Raw genomic sequence first — 22,078 nt, 5'->3', positions numbered from 1 at the left:
GCTTATTGGTTCAGCGCGCGCATGCTCTCGCGCAGTTCTTCGAGCCCTTTGAGGAATCCGGGCCCCGGGTGGGTGAAGTAATCGCCGCTGAGCGGCAGGATGGGCACGCCGGGCTCGGCGATGGCCGGGTTACAGCTTTCCGAGCGGCGGTCCTGCAGGGCGAACAGCAGGTCCGGCCGACGCTCGCTGATCCAGGCACCAACATCGCCACCAGGCTGGCCCGGGCGGAAATTGCGGATATTGTCGTGGTCGGCGACGACCTCGAAACCGGCCGCGGTAAACAGCTCGAACAGCGTCGTGCCGCGACCGAAGGAATACGGCGCATTGCTGCAGGCGGAGAGGATCAGCACGCGGCGCTGACGGGCATCGACCTGAGCGGCGGCGCGCCAGTCGGCGGCAAAGCGGTCGACGCGTTGCTCGATGTCGACGACCCCAGTCGCCCGACCGACCTCGCGCAGCATCTGCTCGACCCCGGCCATGCCCTTGAATCCGCCGACGCGCAGCGACACCGCCCCCGGTGGCGTGACCAGCGCTGCCGTTTCTGCCGGCGTCCATTGGGAAAAGATGACGACGTCGGGCTCGAGATCGGCGATGGCGGCCGCGTCAGGGTCGATGACTCCGCCGGTGTGATCGACCGGCAGCGGATCGTAACGGCTGACGCCGACGATGCAGGGGCCGCGCCCCAGCCATTCGAGCGCGCGGGTGATGTAGGGCGACTGGCTGACGATGCGTGGGCAGTCGGCGGCCTGAGCGAGGCCGGCGCACAGGAGCAACGGCAGGATGAAGGTATGGGAAAGTTTCATGATCTTGGTTCAAATAAATGAGTGATTCAGGGACGGACTTCGCGGAAACGCTGGCCGCGATCCCAGTCCACGTAGAAGATGCCGCCGGTCGGCGCGGTGAAGCTGAACAGGCGTTCGCCGTTCATCGACACGGCGCTCTCGCCGGTGGAGAAATCGAGTTCGGGTTCCTTGCCGCCGCGATTGACGATCAACATCGGCAAGCCGGTTTCGGCCGTGCGTTTCTCCCAGACGTCGCCCGGCCCCATGCCCTCGACCGGCGGCCAGTTGGCCGGCGACAGCAGGATCTGCGCGCCCTGCCCGGCCAGTTGCGCGGCGGTGTCGGGGCGCCAGGCATCGGCACAGACCAGGCTGCCGACGGCGATGCCATCGACCGTCAGCGGCCGGCTGGCGCCGCCGGCCAGCGACCAGGCTTCGGCACGGCCGACCGGGCGCTGCTTGCGCCAGGTGCCGAGGATACTGCCGGCGCGATCGATCGCCGCGACGCTGTTGTACAGCTTGCCGCTGCCCGGCTCGCGCTCGGCCAGACCGACGAACAGGGCGATACCGTTGTCGCGGGCAATTGCCGCCAGGGTGTGTACCCAGGCGTCGGGGAAAGGATGAATCCAGTCGGTGCCGATGCGCTTGGCGAAGTTGTAGCCGGTTTCGGCCAGTTCCGGCGTCACCACCCAGTCGGCACCATGGCGCGCCGCTTCACCGATGGCGGCTTCGATGCGGGCGCGGTTGCCGGCGATGTCGCCGGGCACCGGGTCGAGGTGGAGCAAGGCGATGCGCAGATCGCCTTCGGCCTTGTCCGGGCCGCCGGCAGCATCGGGGAAACGTTTGGCGCCGGGCAGGAAATAGCCGTTCTGCTTGCCCAGCGCCTCGACCACCGCCGCGTAGCTCGCCTTGCCGATCAGCTCGCCGATGCGACTGTGGCCGCCGGTGTAGGTGGCACGCGGCGCGGCGGTGCCGGAAACGACGATGATGCTGTCGGTACCGGTGCCGGTCGCCTGCACGGCCGGGGTGTAGGTGCTGGCCACCTTGAGGTCTTCGAGCGCTGCCGTCTTGCCTTCAGTGACGGTGATCAACGCCCGGGCCAGCGCCGCGTCGCTGAGTTCGATGTTGCTCAGCACCAGGATGTTGATCGTGCCCGTCGGCTTGCCGTCCTTGTCCAGGCCCTCGATGTGGGTGCCGCTATCGACGCCGGTGCGGATCGCGTTGGTACGCGCACCAGCGGTGGCCAACACGGTCACCGTCAGCGGCCCGTGGCTGCGCGTGACGACCGCCAGGTTGTCCATGTCGGCGGCAGTCGCCATGTGCGCCACTGCGGCATCGGCGACGCCCAGACGCGCCGCCGCAGCCAGGCGTTGCCGTTCGGTGTAGGGCTTGGCGTCAGCGCCCAGTTTGCGCCAGAGCAGCGGGTGCGCGGCGTGGTTGATCGCCGCCCGCGCATTGACCATGCCGTCGCTGGTCGACAGCACCCGGCGAGCTTCCGGGAAGCGGACGACCAGCGTCTTCTCCCAGTAGCCGTCGCGCTCGCCCTGCACCAGTTCGGCGCTGGCCACGACCTCGGGCGGCAGGACCGGGGCGCCGGCGAACGCCGGCAGCGCCAGCAGCAGGCAGACCAGTTGGACGAAATGGCGGAATGGACTCGGTTTCATCAGTGGGTTCCGGTAGCGAAAAAAGGCAGAAGCTTAACCCGGCATGCGGGGGGCGCCGTCACTGGCAGGCCTCGCAAGTCGGATCATCGATGGAACAGAACTTCGGCGCTTCCTCCTGCACCACGGCATCGTCGCGACCGCCGGCCTTTTCCGCCTGGCTGGCGCCCAGCGTGCGCAGGTAGTAGGTGGTCTTCAGGCCGCGCTTCCAGGCCAGTTTGTATATTTCGTCGAGTTTCTTGCCGGAGGGCAGCGCCAGGTAGAGGTTGAGCGATTGCGCCTGGTCGATCCATTTCTGGCGCCGCGCCGCGGCTTCGATCAGCCACACCGGGTCGATCTCGAAGGCGGTGGCGTAGCGGGCTTTCAGCTCGTCGGGCACGCGGTCGATGCGAGCGAGCGAGCCGTCGAAGTACTTGAGGTCGGCGACCATGACTTCGTCCCACAGGTCGAGCGCCTTGAGGTCGCGCACCAGCGCTTCGTTGACCACGGTGAATTCGCCGGACAGGTTGGATTTGACGTAGAGGTTCTGGTAGGCCGGCTCGATGCTGGCGGAGACGCCGACGATGTTGGAGATGGTCGCGGTCGGCGCGATGGCGACGCAGTTGGAGTTGCGCATGCCGTAACGGGCGATGCGTTGTTTCAGCGCGTCCCAGTCGAGACGGCTGTCACGGTTGAGTTCGACCGCCTCGCCGCGCCCGGCTTCGAGCAGCGCGATGCTTTCGTGCGGCAGGATGCCGCGATCCCACAGGCTGCCGGTGAAGCTGGAATAGCGGCCGCGCTCCTGCGCCAATTCGGTCGATGCCCAATAGGCCTGGTAGCAGACGGCTTCCATGCTGCGGTCGGCGAATTCGACGGCTTCCGGCGAGGCGTAGGCGATGCCGAGTTGGTAGAGGCAATCGGCAAAACCCATGATGCCCATGCCGACCGGGCGGTGGCGCAGGTTGGCGTTGCGCGCCTTGGGCGTCGCGTAGAAGTTGATGTCGACGACGTTGTCGAGCATGCGCATGGCGGTGCTCACGGTGCGCGCCAGCTTTTCCCGGTCGAGCTGGTCGTCCTTGAGATGCGCCAGCAGATTGACCGAGCCGAGGTTGCACACCGCCGTTTCCGAACCCGAGGTGTTCAGCGTGATCTCGGTGCACAGGTTGCTCGAATGGACGACGCCGACGTGCTGCTGCGGCGAGCGCAGGTTGCAGGCGTCCTTGAAGGTGATCCACGGGTGCCCGGTCTCGAACAGCATGGTCAGCATCTTGCGCCACAGTTGCACGGCCGGCACTTTCTTGTGCAGCTTCAACTGGCCGGCGGCGGCCTTGGCTTCGTAGGCTTCATACGCCTCGACGAAGGCGCGGCCGGATTTCTCGTGCAGGTCGGGCGTATCGACCGGCGAGAACAGCGTCCAGTCAGCACCGGCGATCACACGCTGCATGAACAGGTCGGGAATCCAGTTGGCGGTGTTCATGTCGTGCGTGCGGCGGCGCTCGTCGCCGGTGTTCTTGCGCAGTTCCAGGAATTCCTCGATGTCCAGGTGCCAGGTTTCCAGGTAGGCGCAGACGGCGCCCTTGCGCTTGCCGCCCTGGTTCACGGCGACTGCCGTATCGTTGACTACTTTGAGGAAGGGAATCACGCCCTGGCTCTGGCCGTTGGTGCCCTTGATGCGGCTGCCCAGCGCGCGCACCGGCGTCCAGTCGTTGCCCAGCCCGCCGGCGTATTTCTGCAACAGCGCGTTTTCCTTGATCGACTGGTAGATACCGTCGAGGTCGTCGGCCACCGTGGTCAGGTAGCAGGAAGAAAGCTGCGAATGCAGGGTGCCGCTGTTGAACAGGGTCGGCGTCGAACACATGAAATCGAAGCTGGAAATCAGGTCGTAAAACTCGATGGCGCGCGCTTCGCGGTCGATTTCGTTCAATGCCAGGCCCATCGCCACGCGCATGAAGAAAAGCTGCGGCGTTTCGATGCGGCGGCCGTCGATGTGCAGGAAATAGCGGTCGTACAGCGTCTGCAGGCCGAGGTAGCCGAACAACTGGTTGCGCTCGGGCTTGAGTGCGGCGGCCAGGCGGTCGAGGTCGTAATCCTTGAGGCGCGGGTCGAGCAGTTCGGCAATCACGCCGCGTTCGACGAAGACCGGGAAATAAGCCGCTTCGACGGCCTCATTCTGCGCCGCTTCCGGCCCGGCCGCTTCCTCGACCAGGCTGGCCAGCAGCAGGCGGGCGGTGGCGTAGTCGTAGCCGGGTTCGCGCTCGATCAGCGTGCGCGCAGCGAGCACCAGCGCCTGCTTGACGTCGGCCAGCGCAACGCCGTCGTACAGGTTCTTCAGCGCGTGGTCGAGGATGGTCCGCGGCGAAACGCCCTCGCCCAGCCCGGCACACGCCGTTTCGCAGGTTTTCAGCAAGCCGGCGACATCGAGCGGCCGGCGCTCGCCATCGACCGTCACATGCAGTTCGGGCACGCCCTGGACTTCGGCCAGCGCGGCCCGCTCGGCGGCGCGTCGTTCGCGGTAGAGCACGTAGGCGCGGGCGACGTCGTGCTCGCCGGAGCGCATCAGCGCCAGTTCGACCTGGTCCTGGATGTCCTCGATATGCACCCGGCCACCGTCCGGCAGGCGGCGGGTCAGCGAACGCACGACCGTTTCGGTGAGCCGCGCGACCAGTTCGCGCACCCGCGACGAGGTCGCGCTCTGGCTCCCCTCGACCGCCAGGAAAGCCTTGGTCAGGGCGACGGAAATCTTCTCGGGATGGAATTCGACGACCGCGCCATGACGGCGGATCACCTGCAGCGCGGCGGCACTGTGGGCGGACAGGTCGGAAATGTGCGCGAGGACGTTCGAGGACACGGCAATGCTCCGGTTCGGGGGGCGGAACATGGCTGGCGCGTGACGCGACCGCGCAGCGCTGTGCCGACGGACGGCGACAACGGACAAGCACGGACGACAGGAGACGAAACGCTCACGCAAAACCTCTCACCAGGGACACCCCGCCCCAAAGGAAAATGAAAAGGACACGTTGCGGCAGGTCTCCTGGCTCCCGGCTCAACGCGTTTCACCCGCCTTCCCGGACGCATCCAGTGGCATGGGGTGGCGAAACGCTCGCCGGTTACAGTTGCGGGGGCAGCCCCGGGATTCGGATCGTCAGATCCGGCACCGGATTCCCGTTTTAATCCCCTTGCGGGGAACCATCAACGGCGCACACTTTATGACAAGGCAGGACGAAGCGCAAGCAGGGAGCACTAAATAAGGCACGAAAACACAAGAACAACACTAGGGGTAGTAGAAACAAAGCGGATGAATCGCGCGCCGTCTCATGCGAAAATCCGCCCCCATGACTGCCCTCGCCTTCGTCGACCTGGAAACCACCGGCGCCACCGCCACCTCCGACCGCATCACCGAAATCGGCATCGTCGAGGTCGATGCCGACGGGACCGTGCGTGAGTGGCAGCAACTGGTCAATCCGGGCACCCATATTTCGCCATTCATCGAGAGCCTGACCGGCATCAGCAACGCCATGGTCGCCTCTGCCCCGCCCTTTGCAGAGGTCGCCGAAGATGTCCTGCGCCGGCTCAAGGGACGGCTGTTCATCGCCCACAACGCGCGCTTCGACTATGGCTTCCTGAAAAACGAATTCAAGCGCAGCGGCATCGAATTCCGCGCGCCGGTGCTGTGCACGGTCAAGCTGTCGCGCGCGCTCTACCCGGAATTCAAGCGCCACAGCCTGGACAGCCTGATCGAGCGCCACGGCCTGATCGCCAACGGTCGCCATCGGGCGCTGGCCGATGCCCAGCTGATCCATCAGTTCTGGCAAAGAATCCACGCCGAACGCAGCGGCGAGGACATCGACGCAGCGCTCAGGAAACTCAACACCTACCCCAGCCTGCCGCCGCATCTCGACCCCGCCGTCATCGACGAACTGCCGGAAACACCCGGCGTTTACCTGTTCTACGGCGAAGCCAGCGAACACGGCGAACTGCCGCTCTACATCGGCAAGGGCAAGAACATCCGCAGCCGGGTGCTGTCGCATTTTTCCGCCGACCATCGTTCGGCTCGTGAAATGACGCTGGCGCAGCAAACCCGGCGCATCGACTGGATCGAAACCGCAGGCGAAATTGGCGCCCTGCTGCGCGAAGCCGAGCTGGTGAAAACCCGCCAACCGACGCAGAACCGACAGTTACGGCGCAACGAAGAGGTGTGCACCTGGACCCTGATCGATGCCGGCGACGGCTGGCTGAAACCCGAACTGCGCCTCGCCGCCGACCTCGACTTCGGCATCGGCAACGCCTGCTACGGACTGTTCAAGAGCCCCCGCGAAGCCACGCAGACGCTGCGCAAACTGGTCGACGCCCACCAACTATGCGACATCCTCAGCGGACTCGACCGCCAGGTCGGCAACAAACCCTGCTTCGGCCACCAGACGCGCCGCTGCAAAGGCGGCTGTGTCGGCAAGGAGCCGTTGGCCAAGCACAGCATGCGACTGATGGGCGCGATGGTGACACTGAAACTCGCCAGCTGGCCCTTCCCCGGCCCGGCGATCATCCGTGAAGGCGACGAAGCGCACCTGATTGACGGCTGGCGCTACCTGGGCAGCGCCCGCAGCGACGACGAACTGCATGCGCTGCTGGAATTGAAGCGACCGCCCTTCGACCGCGATATCTACAAGATACTGAGCAAGCAGATTTCGCTGATGAAAGCGCTGTGATATCTCAACTCAAGGGATAAGCCATATGCACCCGCGCCGGGGCCAGCCGGCGCAATTCCTGCATCAGTTCCAGCGCAGAAAAACTGTACTGGTGCGACAACAGCCGCACATAGCCGGTCACTTGCGCGTTGCCGATGCTGTAGATGTGATCGAGCATCGAATACCCCCGCAACGGCAGTGCCGGATCGATCTTGAACCACAGGCTCATGCCGTTATAGCCCTGATGCACCTGGATGTCGTGAACCTGCGCCCAGGGAATCAAGCCTTCGTACCTTAGCGGGTAATGGATGCCCTGCCGGTCGATACGCACGACCAAGGACGGCCGCAAGCCGCTGAACAGCACCGCGATGTGGTTCCAGAGTACGTACAGGGAACCGAGCATGAACAGGAAGATGAAAACGATCAGGAAGATAATCAGCAGCCAGTCGAAGAGCGCCGGGCCAAAAACATCCTTGCGCGTCAGTGCGAACAGCATGACGAGCGAAATGCCGGCAGCAAACCCCAGCAGGAGAATGGCCATCAGCAGCCCAGGATAATTCGGCCTGATCGTCAAGGTATCGGCGTCGTCCATGAGAACCGTCCCTACTCGGCGCCGCGATTTTCAGCCTGGACCGGCTCGGGCACTTGAGCCGGCCTGGCAATCCGGCGTCCAAGCCAGACAACGAGCAGACCTGCGCCTAGGAAAAAGATGCCTTCAATGGCAATCAGCCAGGCATAGGCGCGGATTGAGGCATCCGAGTTGGCATCCAGCAAAGCAGCGCCGTAAGTCCATAACGAATGTGCCACGCTGAACCAGCCCAGCCATTGCACGACTTTGCCGATTGTCTGATTGCTCAGGTTCATCACGGCCCCCCCCCACCATGGTTTTGATTGACGCAATCTTAACTCGTCGCCCCAAAAGCCGGAGAAAACGTAACCTCGCCTTTTGGCATTGCGTTACCGAAGCTTTTGCCTAAAAAGTATTCGGGCGGCACCCCAGGCAAAGTCAAACCGGTACACCGGGAAAAGCCAAAACGTGAGTAATAGGCAGGGTCGCCAACCAACACGCATCCCTGCGCATTCATGTTCATCAACCTTGCCATCCCCTCTTGCATCAGACGCGTGCCGACGCCTCTGCGCTGATACTCCGGGCGGACGGAAAGAGGCCCAACACCGAACCAGCCAGCATCACCGTTTGAAATAGTTACCGGTGAGAAAGCGACATGCCCGATTTGCAGGCCCGCGTCGGCAACCAGGGATAACGCCAGGTGACCCCTCCGGCGGAGCGCGTTCACGATGAACTGCTCGGTGTGGTTGGTGTGTGCGGCATTCAAAAAAGCCAGTCGGGTCAGGTCAAAAACTGCCTCAATATCGGCTGGCTGCTCGTCTCTGATTACGAGGGTCATTTTCATCACTCCATAGGGTCCCATATGGCGCGGTGACCACAGCGTGGTCACCGCCATCGGGAGTTATTGGTTGTCGAGTTGGGCACGGACCGCGCGAAGCCCTGCCTTGTTGATTACGTAGGGCTGCCCGTCTTTGGAACATATGAGGCGTTTGCCTCGCAGTCTCTGAAATACGAGAAGCGTGCAGTCCGCCAGGACATAACCTTCGCGGGTATAGCAATCGATGGATGAGATACGGCCTGATGCATCGCGCGTATGCACAATGCGACCGCCTTTGGCGAGAACATGCAATGTCCTCTGCTCAGGCTTTGAGATGTTCATGTTGGAAACTCTTTAGCAATCAGAAATGCAAAACAGGCAAGCAACCCTGAGGGTCGTCACCATCTTTGTTGCATAGCGATAACTCACAGCCCGACAAGCGGGGGAGTTATCGGATCGCTACAATCTCCAACATACCAAGTAAGTCTATAAAATCGAAAAACCCAGCCTGTTCGATTCGACTGGATGACATGATTGTAACCCAGCTCAGGCACGACATCGCCTTTGGGACACCAATCCGCCAGTTGCGCGGCCTGTGACAGTCTCAATCAGCCATCCGCCGCTGGAACCTCGAAACAAGCACGAACAACAAAAAGCCCACTCCGAAAAGTGGGCTTTTTGCTTTAATCCTGGCTCCTCGACCTGGGCTCGAACCAGGGACCTACGGATTAACAGTCCGTTTTAGCCCCTATATTTATCAAAGAGATACGCGACATTACCTTTGATAAACAGCAGGTTAGATTACCGCACCTTACCGCAGAATCCTGCTATTTGCTGCACCCATTGCAGCAAAATTGCAGCATCGCAAGTGTCAATTTTAGCCTGTCACACACCTCTAAGGCATAAAATATTCATGCTCAGGGACACGATCTGCTCAGGTCCTGGATCACATATCCAAAAACCAATCGATATCGACACTTTGAAGTCATGTATGCAAAAAATTCTCATCATCGTCCACGCGCCTCCAGACGTATCCCTACCAAAGCGATGTGAGTTGAATGCACCCTGAGGATCTTGAACTACTGCTTTCCCGCGTCATGCCTTTCGGCAAACACAAGGGAACAATCATTGCCGATCTCCCTGGCAACTACCTTAACTGGTTCGCCCGCGAGGGGTTTCCAGAGGGGGAGATCGGTCGCCTGCTTGCTTTGATGCAGGAGATTGACCATAACGGGCTTAAAGACATCTTGTCGCCGCTCAGGTGTCAGGAATCAAGCGTCCCGTATATAACAACGGTGTGCGATAGGCAGTAGTTCGGCCAGAGCGGCCTTTGCGGATCAGGCCGAACTCGGGCAGCAATGCGCTGGTGATCTGTCCTTCGATTGCCTGGGAAGTGTGTTCTTAAGACGGTGCGACCCAATTACGTTACTTGACTGAACCAGAACCTGTTTATAGGAGGTCCTGTACTTGGTACGATCCAACCTCATTTCAGGCTAAGCCAGATAGGAACTATTGAATGCCAACTTTTGTTGATCTCTTCTGCGGTGCGGGCTTCGGAGCGCGCGGTGCATCGCGAGGTGGTGGCATTCCGCTACTCGGGCTTGATGCATGGAATCTTGCCACGCAGACCTACAAGGCCAACTTCCCACGGGCCGATATCCTCACGAAGAAGATCGAGGATGTATCCGCAAAGAAACTCGGCTCCAAGTACAGACCGGATGTGCTACTAACTTCGCCGGAATGCACTTCGCATTCGATCGCCCGCGGTGCCAAACCGGGTTTAGAGAAAAGCCGCGAGACAGCAATAGGTATCGTCCCCTGGGTCAAGGCAATGGAACCACGTTGGGTCATCGTCGAGAACGTGAACCGGATGAAAAAATGGGATCGCCACGATGAACTGGTCCAGACCATTGAAGGGCTTGGCTATGCAGTCAGTGATCTGCTGTTGAACTCTGCCGACTTCGGTTCAGCCCAGGCCCGCAAGCGCATGTTCCTTGTGTGTGACAGACAAGGCACCACGGTCAAGCGCGAAGACCTGCTCGGTCTGGTGAGTACTCCGAGGAAAACCGCTCACGACATCATCAACTGGAAAGCAGGCTATCCGGCTACCCCGCTACGGAAGCCAGGGCGTGCCAAGGCGACATTGGAACGAGCTGAGCGTGCCATTGCCGAGCTTGGAGCGGGGGTGCCCTTCCTGATCGTCTACTACGGCTCAGACTATGCTGGAGGCTGGCAAGCGCTAGACGTTCCGCTTCGTACGGTAACCACGGTCGACCGTTTCGGATTGGTGACATGGAAAGGAGACACTCCCTACTTGCGAATGCTCCAGCCAGATGAGTTGCTGCTTGCCATGGGGGGCTCGACCGAGCATGTGCTGCCCTACGGGAACCGGCGGGACAAAGTGAAGCTCTGCGGCAATGGCGTGTGTTCGGACGTCATGACCGCGATCTTCAAGTGGATCTCGCTGCACCAAGCAAAGAAACTGGAAGCAGCCTGATCAATTGCTTGCATTGATTCCATCCAGCCACGCATCGACCTGCGTTGGGGTCCGCAGCCCGGCCGAGCGCAACAGGCCGACGATGTCCTGCGCCGTGGTGAGAATCACCGGGTGACCATCATCAGTCACTTCCTGATATGCCTGCCGATCCACGTAAGAGGTAGTCATCAGAACACCGAATTCACGATGCTTAATGCGGCTGATCAGGCGTGACACCTCCCTTACCCCGACTGCATTGTTCGCCCCATAGCACTTCGCCTCCAGCGCAAAATCAACCTCAATCGCAGCAGGGCTACGCCCGATTCGCAGTCGGCCGATGCCATCCCTTCCTCCGTCACGCCATGGGCGGGTCAGATCAAGCCGCGCCACATCCGGTAGCAGTAGGCGAGTAAGAGCTCCCGCGCAGGCTTCGAACCCATATGGATTGTCTTTGTAGCGTTGCCTGATTACTTCAATCAGGGCCTGATCTTCGAGTGTGGTCGGCAATTGCTCTGCCTTGCTGCGGACCAATTGAGAACGTGGTGCCATGAGAGGTCGCATTGCACCTACCGCAATCCATGTATTCCACGCATCGGGAGCAATGCCCGGTGCCTCGCCTCGCCCCATTGCATGAACCCAGGCACGAGAGATAACAGCCTCGTCAAGGATCGTGAACACTGCCTTGTAATTCTGGAAGCGCTGCCCCTCGGTAGTCTTCCACAATGCCACGAGATCCTCCGTTGCTGCCAAAGCTGGACTGCCTGGCACGGCAAGCCCTCGGAACCGGAAGGCTCGGCCAGTGGCCTCGGTGGTGAAGAGCAGAATAGGTGGAACCAAGTGACGCTGTCCAAGATGCACAGAATCGAAAATCTGGCGTAGCAGCTGATTGCCGAATCGAGGCGTATCGTGGAGCAGGCGCCCTGGATGCCTGTTGTCTCCGAAATAGACGAATGTCCCGGTAGTCTCATCCAACTGATCCGGCCATTCCGGTTCAGCCAAGTTGGAGGTCAGTACAAGCAGGGTCGGACGCTCTTTGGTACCGCGGTAACGGAATCCCCCTTGCCGGCTAACGCCAACCAATGGGACCAATGGGTCGGCTATACCACCACGTTCAGTCTTGTAGCCGGCATAGACGGCATCTACGATCAGGTCAACCTGCCCCAATTGCTCGCCGCTAAAAAACGTCATTCCGTCGATTCCTTTATCTTGCCAAGCATCGCAGCTATCCGCCGCGCGCAGTTCGCTGCTGATGCCCTGATTTCATGCTCCCAGATGCGCAGCACCCGCCAGCCCTCTGCCTCCAGCTGCTGTGTGTTCTCCGTGTCCCGCTCACGGTTACGCCTAAGCTTCCGCTCCCAGAATTCGCGGTTGTTCTTCGGCATCGTCGAATGCAGCGGGCAACCATGCCAAAAGCAGCCATCCACGAACACGACCAGCTTTGCACCGACGAATACCATGTCAGGACGCGTTCGACCGATCTGGTATTGCAACCTATAGCGTAGACCGAGTGCCCATACCTCGCGGCGAAGACTCAACTCAGGAACTGTGTCGCGTCCTTTGATGCCGGACATCATCCGGCGACGCTGCTCCGAAGTTTGGAGTCCGGTAACCATCAAGCTGGAGCAACCTCTTTATACGCAAACTATTGCTAAGTATTGATTGCGTGGCTTTTGAACCGTTCAAACGTCAGGTCTGTATCAAGCGTAGGAGTCCCAACTCTACCGAAATATCTGATCATTTTTGCCTGTAGATATTCAGCGAAAGGGCTGTCCAGCGAAGCAATACGTTCCAAGCCGGCTTCACCAGAAATTACTTTTTCACGGTCGAGGGTTAACGAGTCCTGTAGATCCACTAACAAATCAGGCAAGAAACTTGTACCGGGCAAGTATTTGTATCGGTCTTGCAGTCGAGATCCTGGATTTTTGTCCTTCATCAACTCCTTTAGCTCTTTCACCGAGGTATTGGATGGGACTGTATTTTCCTTAAAACATACGTTAATTTTTTTCCATTCATCAGAGTCTCTGAGTTCAGAGCAGCGAGAAAACAATAGAAAGTCAGCTTTTTTCTGCGCGTGGTCACACGAAGGAGTCAGTGAAACAAAATATTCAGATTTATCGGCTGTTTTCTTCAGAAATATGTCGCCAAAAAGATAATGCTGTTCAATTGGAGGGAAAATATACAGTTCAACAGCATGAACCATCTCAGACCTTGGAGTGCCTGCTGTCCCATCCGATCCAAAGAAACTTCTAACCACATCACCAGATAGTGAGTTTGCCAATCTTCTTGCCAAGAGATAAACCAAATCAGCCGGATTACCCTTATCTAAGTCATCTGCCCATATTTTTTCAGCTGACTCCCACATGAATCTTCTTTGTTCTTCTTCTATATGTCTGATCAACTTTGGGAGCTTCGTGTCTAGAATCTCTTTGATTTTTGATCTCAGATCCTGCCACTCGGATCTCGTTACAACCTTTACATAAGGCGAATTCAGATCGCTGACTTTGTAGGCAAATCCAGTGTGAAATATGATTGGAACGAATCGATATTGCTTTATCTCTTCAAAGACCTTTTGGCCGGCAAGGGTTTCTTCCTCGGGGGCATCATCGTCCTTCAGATCAAGGATTACTAGATCGAACCTCTCTCTTTTCAGGCGTTCTATCGCCTCAGAAAATTTTTCACACAAAACGCAACTGATTGAATCAGGCAAGGAAACCGCTTTATTCCCTTCGATAAACTCTGCTACGTCACTTGCTGCTTTGTCATCAACGACCAGAACACGCCACTCCATGCTTCCCCCAAATCAGACACGTTTTGTCAAAGTGATACGGAAGACAGCCCCTGACGCTCCCGTTGAATCTAGAAGCTCAAGCTTTCCGCCGTAGTAATCCATGATTATCTCGCCAACAATCGCCAAGCCGAGGCCGACGCCATCTTTCTTTGTGGAGAAATATGGCTCAAAGATACGAGCCCTGTTTTCTTCCGGAATGCCCGGCCCTGTATCGCTAAAAATGATCTCGACGTGATCCTGTGCTGTGCGTGAAACAGTTACGTCGATGCGCCGATGCGCCACATCGACAAATTGAAGCCAGTAAAGGCTGTTCTGCAGCAAATTGACGATGACCTCTTGAATTTCAGCTTCGTCGACCCTCACAAGGGTCTGCCCAGTCGGTAGCGAAGTACCGATCTTCAGATCTGCAATCTGGCTCGCGCACACACCAAATGCATCTCCGATGATCTTCTCGAGATAGAGCTGTTTGGGGCGCCCCCGCTTGCGTCCTCCGAATGGCTCATACCGTCGAAATACGGTGGTAAGCACATCACCCTGGCCATCGATGACGCGTAGACGGTTTGCCAGCCTATTGAGAAGAGTTTCTCCAGTTAGGTGCCCCTCGGCAATATCCTCGTGACCCAGCAGCGCTTCCTTTCTGATTTTCGCTAGTGGGAGGCGACCATCGTGTAGCAGTCGGTCAACGAGCTGCCCCATTGTTGCCAACGCGTGATATTTCGCAACGACCGCCTTTAGGCTTTCAACTTGCCTGTTGAAGGAGCGCTCAACGTTGTTGATCAGCTCTTTGGCTACTTCGTCCTTGGGGCTAATGGTTTCCAAATGCTGTCTAATGGGCGACAGATCGAGTGGCGCAAACAGATTGAGGGTATGGTTATCATTTTTCCCACTTTCTCCAGTGCCTTTTGCCTTTTTTCGAAGATCTTCGATCATTGAAAGGATCGATTTCATGATCTCCCGGAGGTCTGAGTAGCTTTGGTTTTCGTCCAGACCTTCGCGATTGGACTGGTCCTTCAAGCCAGTGTTCTGATCCGCTGTAATCGATATATGTCCAACAATTTGATTGTTAGACAAGCGCTTGGTCGGATTCTGTACCCGGCGCATATCCAAACGCAGCCAATCGTTATTTGGCTCTCCATAAGGCAAGACCCGGAATCCGTCACGATATATATTTATCCCAGCGAAAGCATCGAGATCAGCCCGAACGGTTTGTACATTTGACCCTGTTTGCTGGATGACGTTACCTAGATCATCACGATCCCAAATGCGTAATTCGATCTGCAGCGGCCCGCAAGTTGGGTTTTTCTTTTGCCATTCAGTTATTCCGTTTTCAGGCTGGCTTTCTGTCGCCTGCTTCAGCCTTAAATAAACGTCGTTTTCAAGATATTGAAGGCCATCTTTTTCCTCTCTTACATAACCTCCTGTGACGCTCCTGACTTCGCCCGTAGCTTTCACTTCAAGCGTCAGATTGCATTTCCCCTGTGGGTCGATTGTTCCATTCACCGTGTAATGCGGATAGTTCAAAACCACAGGAGGAGTAATTTCAGATGAGAACTCGGAGAACTCCTCTGATGCCTGAAGAAAAACACGAAAATCCTTGTTCTCCTTAAATGGAGAGATCAACCGCGACAACCCCCTTTGGATCAGGCGAAACCTTTCTGCATCCCAGACTTGAGCAAGTTTGCTCATCCGCAGCAGCGTTCCCTGTTCCGAGGGGGGGCACTCGACCGGAACTTCCCGTTTTGGCCAAATGGCATCGAGCCCAACATCGCTCCGAATGGTTTGGGGCTTTCGTTGTTCGGTAAGGATCAGAACCTCATCAAGATATTTCTGTTCGTCATCGAATTGGCTCCAATCGAAAATTCCGTAGACTTCTTGGTCCGATCCTCGTGCTCTGGTGATCAATTCCAGCTCTGAAGCTAGGCGCATGGCAGCAAAACGTCCGATTCCCTTTTCACCAAGGACCCTTCTACCTTTAGATCCTGAGCTGGTGTTTTGACGCTTACTAGGTGTTGCAGGCTCCATCCATGCTCCGCGGACAACGTCCAGGCTCATTCCTGCCCCGTCATCAAAGATATCAATCCGGCCTTGTCCCGGAAGCAAAGGACCAACGAATTTAATAAGAACCCTGCTGGCTTCGGCATCATAGGCATTTTTCACCAACTCGATAGCAGCTACAGCGTCATTGCTGATGAGCTCGCTTCCCAGCGTCTTCATTATCCGGGCTCGGGGACGAAGGGCCGATTCATCTGAGTTTCTGTCATTTGGCATGAGCGATTTTCACTTGAAAAATGGTGAAGAAATTACATTCTCGGATTGTCTCTCAATGCTGGCAGATGGCGTTAGCTTAACCGAGCGGTGCGCCTTAGCACGGTACGGTGCAATCCGCATTTAGCCGTTCCGACTACTTTGTTATCGAACGGCGGTAGTAGAGCATATTGCAGCAGTTCACAAAACAATTGCTGACTGTCCGGAATGGCCGAACTGCGGTCAAGTTTTGCTGATCGTTCCTATACTATCAACCGGAATGTTCCGGCATGAACAGGATGATTGCATGGAACGCCTCCTCACCACCAAAGACCTTGCCGACCTTACAGGGCTAGCTGTCCAAACCATTTACAACCGCCATAGTAACGGTGGCTCACTCCCCGACTGCCTGAATCTGGGCGGGCGCCTGCGCTTTCGCCAGCGTGATGTCGATGCCTGGCTCGATAGCCAGTACGAAAAGCATCAATCGAAGCCGACTGCGCTGGCTTGTGTGGAGTCGCCGCCTCGTCGCCCTGGCCGTCCGACCAAAGCGGAACAGGTGATGCGCAGAGCAGGCAAAACTACCAGCAACCTGCGCACCCTCAACTAGGCTCCGTGAGGTCGCTGAGGAACCCCCAGCAGCGCTGACGCTGGGGGCAGAGAGTGTTAACGGGGTCAGCACCCGCTCGGCTGTCGCCGTTGTCCTTAAAGTCTTGATACATTCCGCGCTGGATCATGCACAGCATGAACCAGCGCGACCGCACCACCGTCGCCAAACGGTAGCCTTCCATCGGAAGTCTGCGGGGCGCCAACCCCGTCAGACTCATTTCACCTGCCGCACCTGCCAGAGTGCGTGTCTTGCTTTTCGTCACGTCGTTCCCACAGGCAAGCTAAAACTGCTGGCTACCGCGCATTTTCCATGTCAAAGACAATGCGCTTTCCTGAAGTTACCCGCTTATACACCCCTGAGATTTTTCGGCTACGTTACAGCCGTCGCGCTCGTGCCACCGAGCGCGCTCCAAGGAGCATTTTGCACCGCGTTCATAAAAGTTTTTTTGCGTACTTTGCGACTAGCTCACTCAATGGCAATCAAAACGGAGCATCCCCGTGTTTGGGCGACCCGGACCGGGAGAAACGGTTCGCTTACTTCTAAATTGATTGTTCTTCCATAGAGCTTCCACTATGACCAGGCACTGAAGGCCCTATGTCGCTGCCACGCTTACCAACTCGCCACCGTCCCTGTCAGGGATGAGGTGGCTTTCGACTTGAGCTATCACCCGCCGCTGTCCGCTTGATCGCGCTACTGATCTCACAGAACCGCTGGCCCGACTGGCCTGAAGCACTTGCTTCATCCAGCCGATGCACACCTTTCGATGTGCTTTATAGAGGTTCGCCGTGTTGGCGACGTTCCGCACTTTCATGCGGCTCCGCCGACGGGATTTACACCCGCTTTCCTTTTAATCTCGGCTACTGGACATTTCCTTCCAGCGCCTTTGCACGTTCGCACCCGTCCAGGGCATCGCCCTTTGGGTACATGAGATAAAGACAAGGGGTTACTCGTGCAACGCACGGATTAGTCCTCGCCCTCCCTCCCGCACATAGCAAGCTCGGCTAAGAGCACTACGCGCTACGCAACTTCCCGGGTGGCGCCCGGGTGCTGGCACTGCCAGCGTCAAAACAGGGTCAGGTGGGCGTTGGCGCGCCCCATGACCCGCAGGTCGAGGTGTTGGCGCACCATTGCCGTATCGCTGACTGCTGCGATTTGGCCTTGCTCAGTATAGTCAGCTTTCGCGCTTCTCTACCGCGTTCGCTGGCTACAACCATCCCAGTCCATTTGTTCGCTTCGCTCAATCGTCTAATTGAACGCTCCGGCTGCGCCTGCGCGTGAGTCGCTCGGGACGAGCCCGAGCGATTTCAGCTCGCGCTTTTCTATACTAAATTTTGAGGAACCGCGATGGATCAACCGCTACGAGCACCCCGAAACCGCACTGCTGAATTGCAGTTGATACTCCGCCTGGTTAGCCAGGGCTACACGCTATGGACGGCTGACCAGATTCCCATCGGCAAGCTCTCGGGCTTTCTGAGCAAGTGGGAACACTACCGCCTCCTGGCTGACCCAGCGGCCCGCGCCTATCGCAAGCAGAGCGGGCGAGCCAATACGCATCTCGTACTCGAACATCGATACAACGAACTGGATGCCGATGCGGGGCCAAAGACGCCTATTGCTTGGCTGATGCTCAGCACCCCGGGGCGCGATGGCTTAGGTGATGATGCTGCCCACCCTGGCCCTGCTCTTGATGCCAGTAACAAGGAGCAGCGCATCGAATGGATGGGCTACCAACTCACCCGCCAGCCTAAGCACTACAAAACCGCTGATGGGCAATTGCGCAACGCAGTGACTTGGACCTGGCGTCTGCCGGGGCGCCGCTACGCGGAGTGGGAAGCGCTGCTGGTTGCGGCAGCGAAACAGCGTGACTACCCATCCATAAATCAGGCTTTTGCTGTCTTGCGCGCTTTGCCCATGTTTGCCGGTATCCGCCAACAGGTAAAACGACTTCACGCAGAGACAAACAAGATGCTTAAGAAAATGGGCGGATCGGTGTTACCGCCGCTCAACCTGCCGGTGATGACAATGTTGCCCCTTTGGCCGTAAAGGAAACCGCCTACGCGCGATTAAAACGCGCAGGCGGCACTACTCATGACCGATTAGGGAAGAACATCTGGATGGTGCCCCAGGGCTCCCTCGATGCGCGGCGCAAGACCAGTGCGTGGTAGGGGGCTTCAATCACGTCGGCATCGATTTTGGCTATCGGCGCCTTGGTTCCACTTTCGGAGACGACACAGTCGTCAGGGTTGTTATTCAACGAGTGGTGTAGCCGGCAGATGAGCGGACGATGATCGTACACGGTGCAGCCATTGTCTTTGCCGAGGAAGGGGCATGGCGGGCCGAACTGCCTGACCGCATCCGCGAGCACGATCGAGCGGTCGCGATAAGGCACAGGCGCTGGCTTGATACCCGTCGCCTGCCCGAGGATTTCGGCTTCATGGGCGTAAATCATTGTGGGCATGTAACAGCAGTGGGCGCAGCCTTTTTGACAGACGGCAAATTTGCCCGTCGTCTTGTTGAAGACGTCGGCCAGTTCGAAGAACTTCTTGCGCTTGGATTTCAGACTGCCATTTTCCATCGCAATGGCCGTAGCCTGGGACTGGAAATGCCCGTTGTTGATTTCCGGGTGGGCTTCGAGCAAGGCTGCCATCCTTGGGTAGGCGGCTTTGATGGCAGCAGTATAGCTGTCCGGGTTATCCGGTGTGGGTGTCTGCGAATCGTTCATGTGGGTGCTCCATTGGTGGATTGCTTGCCCACGCGACGCCAATCGGGTGGGCGGCCAATACAGGAGTTGGCGTACCGATGGAGCACCGGCGAACCTTGCGGTTCCCCCCGTACGGCCGCCCATAGAGGGACGAACCGCCGCAACGACAAATGGCATGGTTGAGGCCATGCCATATCGTTGTGCTCCAGTCAGGACGCCAATCCTGGCTACCGTTGTTTGCGGCAGCAGTTGCAATGTAGTTGGTTGTGCTGAATGGCGTCAAGGATCGAAGGCATGCTGCTGTCTATCCTTGACGCATCCTGGTTGTGTTAACTCGGCAGGCTACGCCGCCAGTTGCGCCCGACGGACTACGTCGACCAATTCGCTATCCGTAGGGTTGTAGTAGCGCATCGCCATCTGAATCGCCTTCCAGCCCATTATTTTCGCCAGCGTTTGTGCCGTCATCAACGGCGCGAAGCGGGAGGCGGCCTCATGCCTGAGGTCGTGGAAATGCAGGTCTGTGATTTTTGCTGCCTTGCAGACGCGCTTGAAAGCACGGTCAAGTCCGGAGGTGTCGTGGAAGTTCGGGATAACCTTGCCACTGATATCCCGGGGCAAACGCCGCAGAGTCTCGGCGGCCTTCAGGGTGAGTGGCACGGTACGAGCGCTACCGTTTTTCGTCATATCCAGACGGATCGTGCCGCCATCGAGTTTGACCTGGCGCCATTCGAGCGAAAGGATTTCCCCGGCGCGCATTCCTGTTTCCAGGGCGATATCGATGCATGCTTCAAGCCAAACCTCGGCGCCACGAGCCTGAGGACGATAGATGGCTTTGCGCAGACGCTTTTCTTCCTCAGCGGATAAACGCCGCTCCCGCCCAGGTCCCGCCTGAGGCTTGCGGACATTACGCAGTTCGTGCATCAGCGGCATTGACCATTCTTTAATGGCAATGGTATACATATGAGAGAGCAACGCCAGCTCGAGCCGGACCGTGTTGGCGCTGACCAGTTTCAGTCGCTCGTCTCTATACTCTACGAAATCCTTGGCGCGCAGGCTGGCGAGAGGGCGTAACGATATCGGATGAGCCTGAAGTTGCAGGATTCGATTGCGCTCGGCGACCAGCCCCCGTTTCTTGGGGGTGATCTGCTCAAGGTATTTCTGCAGGGCTTGACCGAGGGTAGTGCGTTCTACTTCACGCCGGTCCCGGAAATAGCCGGTATCGATGTTGGCTTCGACCTCCCGTGCCCAGCGCTCAGCGTCGGCCCGGGATTCGAAAGTCTTGGTTTGAGATGGATAGCCTTTGCGGCGAATGATTGCTTGGAACTGGTAGTCACCCCGTTTGGTGATCGTTGCCATCGCTAACTCCTGAAAAATCAGTATAGCGTTGCCGCAGCAAATCACGCGCAGGAGAGTGCAGCAAAAATGCAGCAAAAAAGCCTTCAGATAGCAAAAAGCCCGCTGGGTAGCGGGCTAAGTGCTTGAATCTTATGGCTCCTCGACCTGGGCTCGAACCAGGGACCTACGGATTAACAGTCCGGCGCTCTACCGACTGAGCTATCGAGGAATCTCGCTGCCTGAGCGGCGAAGGCGCGCATTATAGACGTAAAAACCTCACCCGGACCAGACTTCTTCCCGCTGTCTTTCAGGCGACCAGTGGCGGCGCGATCACCACCCGGTTGCGGCCCTGCGCCTTGGCTGCGTACATTGCCTGGTCGCCGCGTCGCATCAGAGACGACAGGCTCTCGCCTGCTCCTTCGGTAATCGCCACGCCAATGCTCACCGTCGGCGTCACCAGCCCTTCGTGAAGTTGGCAGCGTAGCTGCTCCACCGCGATACGCAGTCGCTCGGCCGCCGCGCCTGCCTCGCCAAGCCCGGTTTCCGGCATCAGGACGGCAAATTCCTCACCGCCCAGCCGGGCCAGGCAATCGTTGCCGCGCACGCTTTCGGCGCACACCGCGGCCACCGCCTTGAGCACCTCGTCGCCGGCCAGATGGCCATAGGTATCGTTGACCGGCTTGAAATGGTCGATATCCACCATCAGCAGTGCCAACGGATGGCGGTAACGCGCCGCCCGCTGCAGTTCCACCTGACCGGTTTCGATGAAATGGCGGCGGTTGGCCAGCCCGGTCAGCGCATCGCGCTTGACCTGACGTTCCAGCTCGCTGATCAACTGGTCGTTGCGCTGGCGCAGCAGCAGAGCCTCCAGGGTACTGGCATGGATCTTCAGGCCGACCAGCAGCATCAGCGCGATGTAGAGCAAGCCCAGCGCGGCCAGGCCGACGCTGAACAGACTGCCATCCAGCAACGGCGGTCCGACCAGCGCCACCGCCGGCGCCACCAGATCGGACAGCAGCAGACGCCGGTGCGGATTGCTCATCACCACGGTCAGCGAAATCAGGCCCACATGCACCAGCATGACGAACATCAGGCTGCTCAGATCGCCCGGCTGATAAGCCCAGACCACGATGGACGACCACATCGCCATGTGCGCCCCGTGCGCCAGCGCAATCCGCCGCGCCCAGTCTCCGGCCTCGTCGACCGGCGCGCGACGGAAGCGCAGATACACGCTCACATAGACCGCGATCACCACCAGTTCCACGCCCGCCCACAGCACCGCCTGCCATACCGGCACCCACAAGGTCAGCAAGGCTGCCACCACGACAGTCAATGGCGGCGCCAGAAAACGGTCGTGCAGATGATTGTCGACGTACAGTCGCAGTTGATGCCAGCGCACAGCGGCGCCATTTGCCTGTTCCATTCCCCTCCCCGAGTG

The 22,078-nt window shown here is 58.5% G+C and carries 19 protein-coding genes, 2 tRNA genes and 1 riboswitch; of the genes, 5 read left to right on the top strand and 16 right to left on the bottom strand.

Going from position 1 to position 22,078, the window contains the following annotated elements; genetic code table 11:
* Nucleotides 1-2: 2 nt before the first annotated feature.
* Genes Q0799_RS00930 through Q0799_RS00920 form a run of 3 tightly spaced genes read right to left on the bottom strand, consistent with a single transcriptional unit; the run spans nt 3 to nt 5,267 of the window.
* On the bottom strand, nt 3-803 hold the full coding sequence (locus tag Q0799_RS00930; RefSeq protein WP_298393229.1) for a hypothetical protein: 801 nt from the start codon (nt 801-803) through the stop codon (nt 3-5).
* Nucleotides 804-829: 26 nt separating this feature from the next.
* On the bottom strand, nt 830-2,443 hold the full coding sequence (locus tag Q0799_RS00925; protein WP_298393228.1) for an adenosylcobinamide amidohydrolase: 1,614 nt from the start codon (nt 2,441-2,443) through the stop codon (nt 830-832).
* A gap of 58 nt (nt 2,444-2,501) precedes the next feature.
* On the bottom strand, nt 2,502-5,267 hold the full coding sequence (locus tag Q0799_RS00920; RefSeq protein WP_298393226.1) for a ribonucleoside-diphosphate reductase subunit alpha: 2,766 nt from the start codon (nt 5,265-5,267) through the stop codon (nt 2,502-2,504).
* A gap of 155 nt (nt 5,268-5,422) precedes the next feature.
* Nucleotides 5,423-5,625, bottom strand: a riboswitch (cobalamin riboswitch).
* A 126-nt stretch (nt 5,626-5,751) separates the two neighbouring features.
* Between Q0799_RS00920 and Q0799_RS00915 the strand changes: the two genes are divergently transcribed.
* Nucleotides 5,752-7,122 (top strand): 3'-5' exonuclease family protein, encoded by a 1,371-nt coding sequence (locus Q0799_RS00915; RefSeq protein WP_298393224.1) that lies wholly within the window; start codon nt 5,752-5,754, stop codon nt 7,120-7,122.
* A 4-nt stretch (nt 7,123-7,126) separates the two neighbouring features.
* Here Q0799_RS00915 and Q0799_RS00910 read toward each other — a convergent pair whose 3' ends face one another.
* The 5 genes from Q0799_RS00910 to Q0799_RS00890 all read right to left on the bottom strand — a co-directional run bounded on the left by Q0799_RS00910 (nt 7,127) and on the right by Q0799_RS00890 (nt 9,250).
* Nucleotides 7,127-7,693, bottom strand: a complete 567-nt coding sequence (locus Q0799_RS00910) for a hypothetical protein (protein ID WP_298393222.1) — start codon at nt 7,691-7,693, stop codon at nt 7,127-7,129.
* A gap of 11 nt (nt 7,694-7,704) precedes the next feature.
* On the bottom strand, nt 7,705-7,965 hold the full coding sequence (locus Q0799_RS00905; RefSeq protein WP_298393219.1) for a hypothetical protein: 261 nt from the start codon (nt 7,963-7,965) through the stop codon (nt 7,705-7,707).
* Nucleotides 7,966-8,003: 38 nt separating this feature from the next.
* Nucleotides 8,004-8,507, bottom strand: coding sequence for a GNAT family N-acetyltransferase (locus tag Q0799_RS00900; protein ID WP_298393217.1), 504 nt, complete (start codon nt 8,505-8,507; stop codon nt 8,004-8,006).
* 63 nt (nt 8,508-8,570) lie between these two features.
* Nucleotides 8,571-8,828, bottom strand: coding sequence for a YjhX family toxin (locus Q0799_RS00895; RefSeq protein WP_298393215.1), 258 nt, complete (start codon nt 8,826-8,828; stop codon nt 8,571-8,573).
* 348 nt (nt 8,829-9,176) lie between these two features.
* A tRNA-OTHER gene (locus Q0799_RS00890) sits at nt 9,177-9,250 on the bottom strand.
* Between the two features lie 294 nt (nt 9,251-9,544).
* Here Q0799_RS00890 and Q0799_RS00885 point away from each other — a divergent pair.
* The gene (locus tag Q0799_RS00885; RefSeq protein ID WP_298393213.1) at nt 9,545-9,799 is read left to right on the top strand and encodes a DUF3820 family protein; all 255 of its coding nucleotides are present in this window, start codon (nt 9,545-9,547) and stop codon (nt 9,797-9,799) included.
* 203 nt (nt 9,800-10,002) lie between these two features.
* Complete coding sequence (locus Q0799_RS00880) at nt 10,003-10,983, top strand: DNA cytosine methyltransferase (protein WP_298393211.1); 981 nt, start codon at nt 10,003-10,005, stop codon at nt 10,981-10,983.
* Here the strand turns inward: Q0799_RS00880 and Q0799_RS00875 are convergent, their stop codons facing one another.
* From Q0799_RS00875 to Q0799_RS00860, 4 genes are read right to left on the bottom strand one after another with little or no spacing between them, the layout of a single operon-like run.
* The gene (locus Q0799_RS00875) at nt 10,984-12,150 is read right to left on the bottom strand and encodes a restriction endonuclease (protein WP_298393209.1); all 1,167 of its coding nucleotides are present in this window, start codon (nt 12,148-12,150) and stop codon (nt 10,984-10,986) included. It abuts the gene before it with no gap.
* Nucleotides 12,147-12,575 (bottom strand): very short patch repair endonuclease, encoded by a 429-nt coding sequence (locus tag Q0799_RS00870; protein ID WP_298393207.1) that lies wholly within the window; start codon nt 12,573-12,575, stop codon nt 12,147-12,149. Before Q0799_RS00870 ends, Q0799_RS00875 begins: the two co-directional genes overlap by 4 nt.
* A gap of 35 nt (nt 12,576-12,610) precedes the next feature.
* Nucleotides 12,611-13,750: a hypothetical protein gene (locus Q0799_RS00865; RefSeq protein WP_298393204.1), complete on the bottom strand. Its 1,140-nt coding sequence runs from the start codon at nt 13,748-13,750 to the stop codon at nt 12,611-12,613.
* 12 nt (nt 13,751-13,762) lie between these two features.
* Nucleotides 13,763-15,964 carry an ATP-binding protein gene (locus Q0799_RS00860; protein ID WP_298393202.1) on the bottom strand — a complete coding sequence of 734 codons (2,202 nt, stop codon included), beginning with the start codon at nt 15,962-15,964 and terminating at the stop codon, nt 13,763-13,765.
* Between the two features lie 337 nt (nt 15,965-16,301).
* Here Q0799_RS00860 and Q0799_RS00855 point away from each other — a divergent pair, with 337 nt between their 5' ends.
* Nucleotides 16,302-16,604, top strand: coding sequence for a helix-turn-helix domain-containing protein (locus Q0799_RS00855; protein ID WP_298393201.1), 303 nt, complete (start codon nt 16,302-16,304; stop codon nt 16,602-16,604).
* A 1,344-nt stretch (nt 16,605-17,948) separates the two neighbouring features.
* On the top strand, nt 17,949-18,647 hold the full coding sequence (locus Q0799_RS00850; protein ID WP_298393199.1) for a hypothetical protein: 699 nt from the start codon (nt 17,949-17,951) through the stop codon (nt 18,645-18,647).
* 43 nt (nt 18,648-18,690) lie between these two features.
* On the opposite strand, the gene Q0799_RS00845 is transcribed toward Q0799_RS00850, so the two are convergent.
* From Q0799_RS00845 to Q0799_RS00830, 4 genes are all read right to left on the bottom strand, one after another.
* On the bottom strand, nt 18,691-19,326 hold the full coding sequence (locus Q0799_RS00845; protein WP_298393197.1) for a YkgJ family cysteine cluster protein: 636 nt from the start codon (nt 19,324-19,326) through the stop codon (nt 18,691-18,693).
* Nucleotides 19,327-19,647: 321 nt separating this feature from the next.
* Nucleotides 19,648-20,661 (bottom strand): site-specific integrase, encoded by a 1,014-nt coding sequence (locus Q0799_RS00840; protein ID WP_298393196.1) that lies wholly within the window; start codon nt 20,659-20,661, stop codon nt 19,648-19,650.
* 132 nt (nt 20,662-20,793) lie between these two features.
* Nucleotides 20,794-20,869, bottom strand: a tRNA-Asn gene (locus Q0799_RS00835).
* 78 nt (nt 20,870-20,947) lie between these two features.
* Entirely contained in the window at nt 20,948-22,063 is a 1,116-nt protein-coding gene (locus tag Q0799_RS00830) for a diguanylate cyclase (protein WP_298393195.1), read from the bottom strand.
* Nucleotides 22,064-22,078 lie beyond the last annotated feature (15 nt).

The organism is uncultured Azonexus sp. (assembly GCF_937982035.1).
Lineage (GTDB): Bacteria > Pseudomonadota > Gammaproteobacteria > Burkholderiales > Rhodocyclaceae > Azonexus.
The sequence above is the reverse complement of the archived record's forward strand: the minus strand, read 5'-3'. Positions and strand labels throughout refer to the sequence as shown.

Bases quoted from the DNA above. Each gene is read 5' to 3' on its own strand.
- Q0799_RS00930 (WP_298393229.1), bottom strand. From the start codon at position 803: ATGAAACTTTCCCATACCTTCATCCTGCCGTTGCTCCTGTGCGCCGGC.
- Q0799_RS00925 (WP_298393228.1), bottom strand. From the start codon at position 2,443: ATGAAACCGAGTCCATTCCGCCATTTCGTCCAACTGGTCTGCCTGCTG.
- Q0799_RS00915 (WP_298393224.1), top strand. From the start codon at position 5,752: ATGACTGCCCTCGCCTTCGTCGACCTGGAAACCACCGGCGCCACCGCC.
- Q0799_RS00910 (WP_298393222.1), bottom strand. From the start codon at position 7,693: ATGGACGACGCCGATACCTTGACGATCAGGCCGAATTATCCTGGGCTG.
- Q0799_RS00905 (WP_298393219.1), bottom strand. From the start codon at position 7,965: ATGAACCTGAGCAATCAGACAATCGGCAAAGTCGTGCAATGGCTGGGC.
- Q0799_RS00900 (WP_298393217.1), bottom strand. From the start codon at position 8,507: ATGACCCTCGTAATCAGAGACGAGCAGCCAGCCGATATTGAGGCAGTT.
- Q0799_RS00895 (WP_298393215.1), bottom strand. From the start codon at position 8,828: ATGAACATCTCAAAGCCTGAGCAGAGGACATTGCATGTTCTCGCCAAA.
- Q0799_RS00885 (WP_298393213.1), top strand. From the start codon at position 9,545: ATGCACCCTGAGGATCTTGAACTACTGCTTTCCCGCGTCATGCCTTTC.
- Q0799_RS00880 (WP_298393211.1), top strand. From the start codon at position 10,003: ATGCCAACTTTTGTTGATCTCTTCTGCGGTGCGGGCTTCGGAGCGCGC.
- Q0799_RS00875 (WP_298393209.1), bottom strand. From the start codon at position 12,150: ATGACGTTTTTTAGCGGCGAGCAATTGGGGCAGGTTGACCTGATCGTA.
- Q0799_RS00870 (WP_298393207.1), bottom strand. From the start codon at position 12,575: ATGGTTACCGGACTCCAAACTTCGGAGCAGCGTCGCCGGATGATGTCC.
- Q0799_RS00865 (WP_298393204.1), bottom strand. From the start codon at position 13,750: ATGGAGTGGCGTGTTCTGGTCGTTGATGACAAAGCAGCAAGTGACGTA.
- Q0799_RS00860 (WP_298393202.1), bottom strand. From the start codon at position 15,964: ATGAAGACGCTGGGAAGCGAGCTCATCAGCAATGACGCTGTAGCTGCT.
- Q0799_RS00855 (WP_298393201.1), top strand. From the start codon at position 16,302: ATGGAACGCCTCCTCACCACCAAAGACCTTGCCGACCTTACAGGGCTA.
- Q0799_RS00850 (WP_298393199.1), top strand. From the start codon at position 17,949: ATGGATCAACCGCTACGAGCACCCCGAAACCGCACTGCTGAATTGCAG.
- Q0799_RS00845 (WP_298393197.1), bottom strand. From the start codon at position 19,326: ATGAACGATTCGCAGACACCCACACCGGATAACCCGGACAGCTATACT.
- Q0799_RS00840 (WP_298393196.1), bottom strand. From the start codon at position 20,661: ATGGCAACGATCACCAAACGGGGTGACTACCAGTTCCAAGCAATCATT.
- Q0799_RS00830 (WP_298393195.1), bottom strand. From the start codon at position 22,063: ATGGAACAGGCAAATGGCGCCGCTGTGCGCTGGCATCAACTGCGACTG.